This window comes from Streptomyces sp. NPDC091377, assembly GCF_044757045.1.
GTDB lineage: Bacteria > Actinomycetota > Actinomycetes > Streptomycetales > Streptomycetaceae > Streptomyces.
Genome location: NZ_JBIVUE010000035.1, coordinates 1 through 11,297 on the forward strand (window position 1 = coordinate 1; position 11,297 = coordinate 11,297).

Genomic DNA, 11,297 nt, shown 5'->3' on the forward strand with positions numbered 1-11,297 from the left:
AAACGCCCGGTTACATTCCGAACCCGGAAGCTAAGCCTTACAGCGCCGATGGTACTGCAGGGGGGACCCTGTGGGAGAGTAGGACGCCGCCGAACTTCTTTTAGAGCGCTGGCTCTTGGGCAACTTGCCCAAGAGCCAGCGCTTTTTTGTGTTGAGGTAGGGTCAGGGGGAAACATCGGCTCATTTCCCACAGGAGGCCCCCGGGTGGAGGTCCAGGAGACGCGTGTCCAGACGGACCGGGTCCTCACCATCCCCAACATCCTCAGCATGGCGCGGCTTCTCGGTGTGCCGCTCTTTCTGTGGCTGATTCTGCTGCCCGAGTTCGGTGGTCCGAAGAGTGACGGCTGGGCCCTGCTGGTGCTCGCTCTGAGCGGCGTGAGTGACTACCTGGACGGCAAGCTCGCGCGGCGCTGGAATCAGATCAGCAGCCTTGGCCGGATTCTCGATCCCGCGGCCGACCGGCTGTACATTCTGTCGACCCTGGTGGGTCTGACATGGCGGGAGATCCTGCCCCTCTGGTTGACCGCTGTGCTGCTGGCGCGCGAACTGGTGCTGCTGGTGATGGTGGGTATCCTCCGCCGGCACGGCTATCCGCCGCCCCAGGTGAACTTCCTGGGCAAGGCAGCTACCTTCAACTTGATGTACGCGTTCCCCCTCCTCCTGCTCAGTGACGGAAGTGGATGGATCTCGTCACTGGCTGCTATTTTCGGATGGGCGTTCGCAGGTTGGGGTACAACGCTGTACTGGTGGGCAGGAGTGCTCTATGTGGTGCAGGTCCGCCGCCTGGTTCGAGCGGACCCCACGGCCGATGGAGCTCGCCGATAGGTGCGGCCACAACGGCGCGATGGCCCGCAGACAGAATGTGCGGGACAATTCGGACGGGTGAAGTCGGCTAGACCGTCATCTCTTGGAGGAGGACGCTTCCGACATGAAGGCCGTCGTGATGGCCGGTGGCGAGGGCACACGCCTTCGCCCTATGACCTCAAGCATGCCCAAGCCGCTCCTGCCGGTGGTGAACCGGCCGATCATGGAGCACGTTCTTCGGCTGCTCAAAAGGCATGGGCTCAACGAGACAGTAGTAACCGTCCAGTTCCTGGCCTCACTCGTCAAGAACTACTTCGGTGACGGTGAAGAGCTCGGAATGGAACTCACCTATGCCAACGAGGAGAAGCCACTCGGTACCGCCGGAAGCGTCAAGAATGCCGAGGAGGCGCTGAAGGACGACACCTTCCTCGTCATCTCCGGCGATGCGCTGACCGACTTCGATCTGACCGAGCTGATCAATTTCCACAAGGAGAAGGGAGGGCTTGTCACCGTCTGCCTGACGCGCGTCCCGAATCCGCTGGAATTCGGCATCACCATCGTGGACGAGGAAGGCCAGGTCGAGCGGTTCCTGGAGAAGCCGACCTGGGGGCAGGTCTTCTCCGACACCGTGAACACCGGCATCTACGTCATGGAGCCCGAGGTCTTCCGATACGTCGAGGCCGATGTCCCCGTGGACTGGTCCGGCGATGTCTTCCCGCAGCTGATGAAGGAAGGCAAACCCATCTACGGGTTCATCGCCGAAGGCTACTGGGAGGACGTCGGCACACACGAGAGCTATGTGAAGGCGCAGGCCGATGTCCTGGAGGGCAAGGTCGACGTCGAGATCGACGGATTCGAGATCTCCCCCGGCGTGTGGGTCGCAGAAGGCGCCGAGGTCCATCCGGACGCCGTGCTGCGAGGGCCGCTCTACATCGGCGACTACGCCAAGGTGGAGGCCGGTACCGAGATTCGCGAGCACACGGTGATCGGGTCCAACGTGGTCGTGAAATCCGGGGCCTTCCTGCACAAGTCGGTGGTCCACGACAACGTGTACGTGGGGCAGCACAGCAATCTGCGGGGCTGTGTCGTCGGGAAGAACACGGACATCATGCGCGCGGCCCGGATCGAGGACGGCGCGGTCATCGGCGATGAATGCCTGATCGGCGAAGAATCGATCGTGCAGGGCAATGTGCGGGTCTATCCCTTCAAGACCATCGAGGCCGGTGCTTTCGTCAACACCTCGGTGATATGGGAGTCGAGAGGCCAGGCGCACCTGTTCGGAGCACGTGGTGTCTCCGGGATCCTGAATGTGGAGATCACGCCCGAGCTGGCCGTGCGGCTGGCCGGCGCTTATGCGACGACCTTGAAGAAGGGCGCGACGGTCACCACGGCCCGCGATCACTCCCGTGGTGCGCGCGCGCTGAAGCGGGCGGTCATCTCGGCGCTGCAGGCCAGCGCCATCGACGTACGGGATCTGGAGAACGTACCGCTGCCCGTGGCGCGACAGCAGACCGCGCGGGGGAGTGCGGGCGGGATCATGATCCGGACCACCCCCGGGGTGCCGGACTCCGTGGACATCATGTTCTTCGACGGACAGGGCGCGGATCTGTCGCAGGGCAGTCAGCGGAAGCTGGACCGGGTGTTCGCGCGGCAGGAGTACCGGCGGGCGTTCCCGGGAGAGATCGGGGACCTGCACTTTCCGGCCAGTGTGTTCGACTCGTACACCGGGTCGCTGCTGCGGAACGTGGACACCACGGGGATCGCCGAGTCGGGGCTGAAGGTCGTCGTGGACGCCTCCAACGGCAGTGCGGGGCTGGTGCTGCCGAGCCTGCTCGGCAAGCTCGGTGTCGACTCGCTGACGATCAACCCGGGGCTGGACGAGTCGCGGCCCACGGAGTCGGCGGACACACGGCGGTCGGGGCTGGTCCGGCTCGGTGAGATAGTCGCGTCCGCGCGGGCCGCGTTCGGGGTGCGGTTCGACCCCGTGGGGGAGCGGTTGTCGCTGGTGGACGAGAAGGGCCGGATCGTCGAGGACGACCGGGCGCTGCTGGTGCTGCTCGACCTGGTGGCCGCGGAGCGGCGCAGCGGGCGGGTGGCGTTGCCGGTGACGACCACCCGGATCGCCGAGCAGGTGGCGGCGTACCACGGCACACAGGTGGAGTGGACGACCACGTCGCCCGACGATCTGACGCGGGTGGGACGCGATGAGTCGACGATCTTCGGCGGGGACGGCCGGGGCGGCTTCATCGTTCCGGAGTTCAGCAGCGTCTTCGACGGCACGGCGGCCTTCGTACGGCTGATCGGGCTGGTGGCGCGGACGCAGCTCACGCTGAGCCAGATCGACGCCCGGATTCCGCGGGCGCACGTCCTCAAGCGGGATCTGGCCACTCCCTGGGCGGTCAAGGGCCTGGTGATGCGGCGGGTGGTCGAGGCGGCCGGCGAGCGGTTCGTGGACACCACCGACGGGGTGCGGGTGGTCGAGACGGACGGGCGCTGGGTGATGGTGCTGCCGGACCCGGCCGAGGCGGTCACCCATCTGTGGGCGGAAGGACCCGACGACGCCTCCGCGCAGGCTCTGCTGGATGAGTGGGCGGCTGTCGTGGACAGCGCCGGGAGGTAATCGCACCCTACGCGCGCGTGCCGGACAGGCATCCTCAAGAGGGCCTGTCCGGCACGTGGGTGGGGCCATTCGGAGGTAGTGGCCATGACGTGCGACGATGTGCGGCATGCTGCAGCCGCCCCCCGTTCGGAGCACTCCCGCGCGTGCGTCGCGCCCGGACGCGTCCATGTCGCTGCTCACCAATGTGATGGACCACAGCCTGGACGACGGCTATGCGGAGGCGGCCGAGCGCAAGAAGGCCGCCGGTGTCGGGGGGCTGCCGAAGACGCTCCGGGCGAAGCTGGGTCTGGCCGGAGGGCTGGTGCTGGCCGCCCTGGTGGTCACGCTGGGTGCGGCCCAGGCGCGGGTCGCCGCTCCCGTGGTCGCCAAGGAGCGCGAGGAACTGATCGACCGTATCGACAAAGAGACCTCGGCCGCGGACAGGCTGGAGAAGAGCGTCGACGACCTCCGCGACGACGTGGAGCAGCGGCAGCGGGATGCGCTCAGGCAGAGCGGGGGCGGCGACCCGAAGGACCTGGTGGGCATCCTGGCCGGCGCGGTGGAGGTGCACGGCCCCGGTGTGAAGCTCGTCGTCAACGATGCCAAGGAAGCCTCCTCGGGCGGTGACGCGGATCCGCGCGGGACGTCGGGCTTCTCCGACACGGGCCGGGTGCGGGACCGGGACATGCAGCGGGTGGTCAACGGGCTGTGGGAGTCGGGTGCCGAGGCCGTCTCCATCAACGGGCAGCGGCTCACCGCGCTCTCCGCGATCAGGGCCGCCGGTGACGCGATACTGGTCGACAACAAGCCGCTGGTGCCGCCGTACACGGTGCTCGCGGTGGGGGACGGGGACACTCTGAGCGCCCGCTTCCAGGACAGCGCGGACGGGCTCTATCTGGACGCCCTTGAGGAGAACTACGGGATCAGGACCGGGATCTCCGTACAGCGGGACCTCCGGTTGCCGGCCGCTCCGAGCGTGATGGTGCGCACCGCGCGGCCGAGCAGTGAGACAGCACAGCCAGAAACTGAGAAGGGCACATCGTGATCGCCGTACTGGGGCTCGTCGTCGGAGTCGTGGCCGGACTGTTGGTCCGGCCCGAGGTTCCGGCGGTCGTCGAGCCTTACCTGCCGATCGCCGTGGTCGCGGCGCTCGACGCGGTCTTCGGGGGACTGCGGGCCATGCTCGACGGCATCTTCGACGACAAGGTGTTCGTCGTGTCGTTCCTGTCGAACGTGGTCGTCGCCGCGCTGATCGTGTTCCTGGGCGACAAGCTGGGCGTGGGCGCCCAGTTGTCCACCGGTGTCGTGGTCGTCCTCGGCATCCGTATCTTCTCCAACGCCGCGGCGATCCGTCGGCATGTCTTCCGGGCGTGAGGCGATGAGCGAACATCAGCACGGCAGACACGGCAGTCCGCTGCGCAAGGAACTGCCCCAGGAGGTGCCGGCGCCGCGCGAGGCGGCCGAACGGCCCGCGGAGCCGGCCGGGCAGCCCCTCACCGGGCGCCAGCGGCTGGTGCAGGGGTTGTGGCCGCCGCGGGTGACCCGGGCCCAACTGATCGTCGCCCTGCTGCTGTTCGGGCTGGGTTTCGGCCTGGCGGTGCAGGTCGCGTCGCACAGCGAGGGGGACAGCGCCCTGCGCGGCGCGCGTCAGGAGGATCTGGTGCGCATCCTCGACGAACTGGACGACCGCACTGAACGTCTTGAGGACGAGAAGCAGGGGCTGGAGAAGCAGCGGGACGAGTTGGAGAACAGCTCCGACCAGGCTGAGGAGGCCCGTAAGCAGACGGTCGAGAAGGAGCGGCAACTCGGGATCCTGGCGGGCACGGTGGCCGCACAGGGGGCGGGGATCACGATGACCGTCGAGGACTCGAAGCGGACGGTCGAGGCGAGGATGCTGCTCGACGCGGTCCAGGAGCTGCGGGCGGCGGGCGCGGAGGCGATCCAGGTGAACGGTGTACGCGTGGTGGCGAGCACCTATCTGACGGATTCCGGCGACGGGGTCGCGGTCGACGGGAACAAGATCAACGCGCCCTATCGTTTCAAGGTCATCGGCAAGCCGCAGGACCTGGAGCCGGCGCTCAACATCCCAGGAGGCGTGGTGCAGACGCTGGAGAAGGAGCATGCCACCGTGACCGTCGAGCGGTCGGACAAGATCATTGTGGACGCCTTGCGGGCGGCGAAGCAGCCTGACTACGCTCGGTCGTCCTCCCGGTGAACCGGTGGTGCATGGGGGGCGTCCGACCAGGGCATGAGGTTGCGGGGGGTCGGCGCACCGAACTGGTGGTGCGTGGTGGAAACTGTCCGGTGGCTACGGACGTTGTGTGGTTGTCCGGGTCAGCCGGAGAGTGCAGTCAGGGTTCGTCCTGCCCCACGGGCGGGTCTGTTTCGGTCAAGGGGAATCGCCCGTGAAGTTGTTTGCGAAGTTGTTCGGCAAGAGCACGCGAGAGGGCAGCCGCGGCGACAACGCGACCGCCCGTCATCGCGCACAGCCCGACGCGGAGGGGCAGCGGCCTCTCTTCCGGGACCAGGTGGACGGTCAGGGCGCGTCGGTTGACCCTGCCCAGGCCGGCGGCATAGGTTTCGGGCAACCGTCAACCTCAAGTACGGGTGGAGGGTTCTCCCCCGATCCGTACGCGTCCCACGCCCCGACGGGGCAGCCGCGGCAGGAGGATCCGTCCATGTCGGTCCTGGTGTGTACGAGGTGCGGGAACCGCAACGCGCAGAACAGCCGCTTCTGCTCCAACTGCGGTGCGCCGCTGCGCCCCGGTGCAGTGCCCGAGCGCCCCTCCGAGACGACGTCCACGATCTCGATCAGCGGCCTGGAAGCCTACGACGCCGAGGTCACCGGCCAGACGCCGATCCCCACGCTCTCGCCCGAGGCGCAGGCCGCCGTGGACGCGCTGCCGCTGGGCTCGGCCCTGCTGGTGGTGCGGCGGGGGCCGAACTCCGGCAGCCGCTTCCTGCTGGACAGCGACCTGACCACGGCCGGGCGCCACCCGCAGAGCGACATCTTCCTGGACGACGTCACGGTCTCCCGCCGCCACGTGGAGTTCCGCCGCGCCCCGGACGGATCGTTCACCGTGGCCGACGTGGGCAGCCTGAACGGCACCTACGTCAACCGGGAGCGGATCGACCAGGTCGCCCTGCACAACGGCGACGAGGTGCAGATCGGAAAGTACCGGCTGGTGTTCTACGCGAGTCGGCAGGTCGTCTGACCTCACCGGACCGAGTCCGGGACCCCAGGGAAGGTCCATGCTGCATACACCGAGCGGCGATGCCGGGCGTGGCATCGCCGCCGCGGACAGCGGGCTGATGAGCATCGGCACGGTGCTCAACGTGCTGCGCGAGGAGTTTCCCGAGGTCACCATCTCCAAGATCCGTTTCCTGGAGTCGGAAGGGCTGATCGAGCCGCAGCGGACCCCGTCGGGGTACCGGAAGTTCAGCGCCGGCGATGTCGAGCGGCTCGGCCATGTGCTGCGGATGCAGCGCGACCACTATCTGCCGCTCAAGGTGATCCGTGAGCACCTGGAGGCGAGGGAGCGCGGCGAGGACGTCCGCCTGCCGGTGCTGGGCCGTCCACGGGACGGAGAGAGCGCTCCGGACGCTCCGGAGCCGTCGGACACGCCCACGGCCGCCCGGATCGGGCGCCCCGAGCTGCTGGCCGCCGCCGGGATCGGTGACGAGGAACTCACGGAGTGGGAGTCGTACGGCCTGATCAGCCCGGTGGCGGACGGGGTGTACGACGCCGAGGCGGCTACCGTCGTGTCACTGGTGGCGGAACTGGGGCGGTTCGGCATCGAGCCGCGCCATCTGCGGGTCATGAAGGCCGCCGCCGACCGGGAGGCCGGGCTGGTGGACCAGGTGGTGGCTCCACTGCGCCGGCACCGCAATCCGCAGACCAGGGCCCACGCCGAGGCCCGTACGAAGGAGCTGGCGGGGCTGGCCGTGAGGCTGCACGCGGCGCTGGTGCGGTCCGCCCTCGGGGTGCGGCTGCCCTGACGGGGGCACTTCCCGCCCGGGGGTGCGACCGGATCCGGACCCTTGGCCGTCCCGACTACCCAAATCTCCCGGGCACGGCCTAGGGTTGCTGTGTGAACGAGCTCGATGTCGTAGGTGTCCGGGTCGAGATGCCCTCCAACCAACCGATCGTGCTCCTGCGCGAAGTGGGAGGCGACCGCTACCTCCCCATCTGGATCGGGCCCGGGGAGGCGACGGCGATCGCCTTCGCCCAGCAGGGCATGGCTCCCGCACGGCCGCTGACGCACGACCTGTTCAAGGACGTGCTGGAGGCCGTCGGTCAGGAACTCACCGAAGTGCGTATCACGGACCTGCGGGAAGGGGTCTTCTACGCCGAGCTGGTCTTCGCCAGCGGGGTCGAGGTGAGCGCCCGTCCGTCCGACGCCATAGCGCTGGCCCTGCGCACCGGAACGCCGATCTACGGCAGCGACGGCGTGCTCGACGACGCGGGCATCGCGATCCCGGACGAGCAGGAGGACGAGGTGGAGAAGTTCCGCGAGTTCCTCGACCAGATCTCGCCCGAGGACTTCGGCACCAGCAACCAGTGAGACGTGCGACGGCCCGGCGGACCCCAGGGGTGCGCCGGGCCTGTACGTTGTCGCCGCTCCGGCAATTGCCACTGGCCAGTGAGAGCGTCCTGCGGCCCCGGGCGGGGGCATTCGGCTAGCCTTTCCCCGCGGTGGGACACGGGAAACCACTCTTAGGGTGATTATCACTCGGCGTGCCGAGTGTGGCGATCGTTGACGCACCCTCGGTGACTGCCTACCGTCGAGAGGGCAGGTCAAGGACGGAGGTCGGCGTGAGAAGCAGCGGCGACGGTACGGCTGGGGGTGCCCCCGGACGGAGTCTGGGGGAGAGCGGCCCGTACCCGCTTCACGGCAGCGCGACCGATCGGGTTCCACAGCGACCGACGGCCGTGCCCAGTGGCGGAGGGGCGACGTCGATGACGTCCGAGGAGATCGGCTATCGCGGCCCGACGGCCTGCGCTGCCGCCGGCATCACCTATCGGCAACTGGACTACTGGGCCCGCACCGGGCTCGTCGAGCCGAGCGTGCGCCCCGCCACGGGATCGGGGACACAGCGGCTGTACAGCTTCCGGGACGTCGTCGTCCTGAAGATCGTCAAGCGTTTCCTGGACACCGGGGTGTCCCTGCAGAACATCCGCACCACCGTCCAGCATCTGCGCGAGCGCGGCTTTCGCGACCTGGAGCGGATGACGCTGATGAGCGACGGCGCCACGGTCTACGAATGCACCTCGCCGGACGAGGTGCACGCGCTGCTCCAGGGCGGGCAGGGGATCTTCGGGATCGCCGTGGGCGTGGTGTGGCGGGACGTGGAGAGTGCGCTGTCCCAGCTGCACGGGGAGCGGATCGACACCGGGGAGACACTCGTCGGGCACAACCCGGCGGACGAGCTGGCGCGGCGGCGCAACCGGGCGGTCTGAGCGCCCATCCTGTCATGCCCCCGCCTGTGGTCGGGGGCATTGTCAGTGGTGTGGTGCAGCATCTGAGGTGTGAGGAACACACCCACGATCCTGCATCTCGACATGGATGCCTTCTTCGCCTCGGTGGAGCAGGCGTCCAAGCCGAGCCTGCGCGGGAAGGCCGTGATCGTGGGCGGGCTGGGGCCGCGCGGGGTGGTCGCGACCTGCTCCTACGAGGCCCGGGTGTTCGGGGTGCACTCGGCGATGCCGATGGCGCAGGCGCGGCGGCTGGCACCGAACGCGGCGTACCTGGTCCCGCGCTTCGGCTTCTACCGGGCGATCAGCGAGCAGGTGATGGCGCTCCTGCGGGAGCTGTCGCCGCTGGTGGAGCCGCTGAGCCTGGACGAGGCGTTCGTGGACCTGGTGGCCGGGGAAGCGGCCTGGGACGTGGAGTCCGCCCGGCTGGCGGGGGTCAAGCTGCGTACGGACATACGGGTGGCCACCGGGCTCACCGGGTCGGTGGGGCTGGCCGGCTCCAAGATGCTCGCCAAGATCGCCTCCGAGCAGGCCAAGCCCGACGGTCTCGTACTGATCGCGCCCGGCACCGAGCGGGCGCTGCTGGGGCCCATGTCGGTACGGACGCTGCCCGGGGTGGGGCCCGCGACCGGGGACCATCTGCGGCGCGCCGGGATCACCACGGTCGAGGAGATGGCCGAGGCGGGCGAGGACGAGCTGGTCCGGCTGCTGGGGAAGGCCCACGGGCACGCGCTGTACGCGATGGCGCTGGCGCACGACGACCGGCCGGTGGTCGCCGAACGCGAGACGAAGTCGGTGTCGGTGGAGGACACCTACGACGTGGACATCCACGACCGGACACGGGTCGGTCTTGAGGTGCAGCGGCTGGCCGACCGGTGTGTACGGCGCCTGCGCGCGGCCGGGCTGTCGGGGCGGACGATCGTGCTGAAGGTGCGGAGGTACGACTTCTCCACGCTGACCCGGTCCGAGACGCTGCGGGGGCCGACGGACGACCCGGCGGTGGTGCGGGAGGCGGCGGCGCGGCTGCTGGAGTCCGTGGACAGCACCGGTGGGGTACGACTGCTCGGGGTCGGGGTCAGCGGGCTCGCCGACTACACCCAGGAGGACCTGTTCGCGCAGGCGGCAGGGGAGCCGACGGAGGAGGCCGGGGCGGACCACGAGGAGGAGCGGGCCCGGGAGGAGGAGGCCGAGCAGCACGCCGAGCGCCGCTGGCCGGCGGGGCACGATGTGCGGCACACCGAGCACGGGCACGGGTGGGTGCAGGGCAGCGGGGTCGGACGGGTGACCGTGCGGTTCGAGACGCCGATGTCGCAGGCACCGGGGAGAGTGCGGACGTTCCGGGTCGACGATCCCGCGCTGGAACCGGCGGAGCCGCTGCCTCTCACGGAGCGGGGGGTTGTGGAGGCATCCGGGGCGGGGGCGCTGGGTGAGGGGTGAGCGTGGAGGGGGTGGGAGCGGCACGGGGGCCTGCCGGGCCGGGGTGGGCGTGAGGGAAGGCCCAGGGGAACGGGCCACGGGCACGGGTCCGGGGAAGACACGGGGTGGGGAGAGAACCGGCCGGTCCGGGACGGGTGAAGGGTGGCTGGGCCCGTGGACGGGCGGGGGGCGGAGTCGAGCGCGGTCCGACGTGTTTCAGGGGTGCGCACCGGTCCACCTCGTGGCGGGTGCCGCCCGGAGGGGAGCCGCGGTCTTGGTGTGGAGGGTGCCGTTCATGGCCACGCGCGAGGGGCCTTCGGTCAGGACGTGTGTGGTGCGGGCGGCGTGGTGGCGAGCCGGGCAGGGCTCCGGGGCCTCCGGGTGGGCCGAGCGGGTGAAGCGAGGGGAGGGGCCAGGGGGAGGTCAGGGGTCGTCCTGGCCGGCGATTTTGCCGAAGTCGTGGTCCGGTGCGGGCGAGGGGGTGGTGAGGTCGAGGCCGTAGTGGTGGTAGAGCTGGAGTTCCTGCTCGGGGGAGAGGTGGCGGCCGACGCCGAAGTCGGGGGCGTCCTTGATCAGGGAGCGGTCGAAGGGGACGTGCAGGGTGCCCTCGATCAGTTCGCTGGGCTCCAGGGGGACGAAGGCGTCCCGGCTGAAGAGTCCCGTCCTTATGGCGGCCCACTCGGGTACGCCGGTCGCGTCGTCGAGGTAGACCTCGTCGATCGTGCCGATCTTGGTGCCGTTGCGGTCGAACGCCTTGCGGCCGATCAGGTTGCGCGGATCGATATCGGTCTGCACGGTCCCTCCACGAGGTCGCAACTCATCCGTAAGCACTACGAAAGAGCACATTGGGGAAGGCGGCCACTCGAAGGCCCGTTCGTGGACCGCGCTGGTAGGCTGACAGCGGCTGCTGACCCCGTGCGGGAGAGTCCTCCGGGTCACCGGAGGCGCCGAAGGAGCAAATCCTCCCCGGAATCTCTCAGGCCCCCGTACCGCACGGACGAG

General features: G+C 69.2%; 11 protein-coding genes, 1 rRNA gene and 1 riboswitch. Of the genes, 11 read left to right on the top strand and 1 reads right to left on the bottom strand.

The features are described from left to right. From rrf to ACIQNG_RS38115, 11 genes are all read left to right on the top strand, one after another. Positions 1–95: ribosomal RNA gene (rrf, locus tag ACIQNG_RS38065) — 5S ribosomal RNA — on the top strand; the annotation flags it as partial. Positions 96–204: 109 nt separating this feature from the next. Beyond that, positions 205–825 (top strand): CDP-alcohol phosphatidyltransferase family protein, encoded by a 621-nt coding sequence (locus ACIQNG_RS38070; RefSeq protein WP_401439292.1) that lies wholly within the window; start codon positions 205–207, stop codon positions 823–825. Positions 826–928: 103 nt separating this feature from the next. Beyond that, entirely contained in the window at positions 929–3,424 is a 2,496-nt protein-coding gene (locus ACIQNG_RS38075; protein WP_401439294.1) for a sugar phosphate nucleotidyltransferase, read from the top strand. A gap of 97 nt (positions 3,425–3,521) precedes the next feature. Beyond that, complete coding sequence (locus ACIQNG_RS38080; protein ID WP_401491680.1) at positions 3,522–4,448, top strand: DUF881 domain-containing protein; 927 nt, start codon at positions 3,522–3,524, stop codon at positions 4,446–4,448. Continuing rightward, the gene (locus ACIQNG_RS38085) at positions 4,445–4,777 is read left to right on the top strand and encodes a small basic family protein (RefSeq protein WP_003988855.1); all 333 of its coding nucleotides are present in this window, start codon (positions 4,445–4,447) and stop codon (positions 4,775–4,777) included. The genes ACIQNG_RS38080 and ACIQNG_RS38085 overlap by 4 nt, the downstream gene beginning before the upstream one ends. 4 nt (positions 4,778–4,781) lie before the next feature. Further along, positions 4,782–5,618, top strand: a complete 837-nt coding sequence (locus ACIQNG_RS38090) for a DUF881 domain-containing protein (RefSeq protein ID WP_401439299.1) — start codon at positions 4,782–4,784, stop codon at positions 5,616–5,618. A 190-nt stretch (positions 5,619–5,808) separates the two neighbouring features. Next, complete coding sequence (locus tag ACIQNG_RS38095; RefSeq protein ID WP_401439302.1) at positions 5,809–6,618, top strand: FHA domain-containing protein; 810 nt, start codon at positions 5,809–5,811, stop codon at positions 6,616–6,618. Positions 6,619–6,655: 37 nt separating this feature from the next. After that, positions 6,656–7,402 (top strand): MerR family transcriptional regulator, encoded by a 747-nt coding sequence (locus ACIQNG_RS38100; protein ID WP_401491683.1) that lies wholly within the window; start codon positions 6,656–6,658, stop codon positions 7,400–7,402. A gap of 92 nt (positions 7,403–7,494) precedes the next feature. Then, positions 7,495–7,968 (top strand): bifunctional nuclease family protein, encoded by a 474-nt coding sequence (locus ACIQNG_RS38105; RefSeq protein ID WP_067026588.1) that lies wholly within the window; start codon positions 7,495–7,497, stop codon positions 7,966–7,968. A 251-nt stretch (positions 7,969–8,219) separates the two neighbouring features. Continuing rightward, a complete protein-coding gene (locus tag ACIQNG_RS38110) occupies positions 8,220–8,864 on the top strand; it encodes a MerR family transcriptional regulator (protein WP_401439307.1) in 645 nt (214 codons plus the stop codon). Between the two features lie 69 nt (positions 8,865–8,933). Next, positions 8,934–10,316, top strand: coding sequence for a DNA polymerase IV (locus tag ACIQNG_RS38115; RefSeq protein WP_401491685.1), 1,383 nt, complete (start codon positions 8,934–8,936; stop codon positions 10,314–10,316). Between the two features lie 402 nt (positions 10,317–10,718). On the opposite strand, the gene ACIQNG_RS38120 is transcribed toward ACIQNG_RS38115, so the two are convergent. Continuing rightward, entirely contained in the window at positions 10,719–11,090 is a 372-nt protein-coding gene (locus tag ACIQNG_RS38120; protein WP_401491687.1) for a PRC-barrel domain-containing protein, read from the bottom strand. A 113-nt stretch (positions 11,091–11,203) separates the two neighbouring features. Beyond that, a riboswitch (glycine riboswitch) is annotated at positions 11,204–11,297 on the top strand.

Excerpts from the sequence above, each read along its gene's own strand:
- ACIQNG_RS38075 (WP_401439294.1), top strand. The coding sequence starts at position 929 with ATGAAGGCCGTCGTGATGGCCGGTGGCGAGGGCACACGCCTTCGCCCT.
- ACIQNG_RS38080 (WP_401491680.1), top strand. The coding sequence starts at position 3,522 with ATGTGCGGCATGCTGCAGCCGCCCCCCGTTCGGAGCACTCCCGCGCGT.
- ACIQNG_RS38090 (WP_401439299.1), top strand. The coding sequence starts at position 4,782 with ATGAGCGAACATCAGCACGGCAGACACGGCAGTCCGCTGCGCAAGGAA.
- ACIQNG_RS38100 (WP_401491683.1), top strand. The coding sequence starts at position 6,656 with ATGCTGCATACACCGAGCGGCGATGCCGGGCGTGGCATCGCCGCCGCG.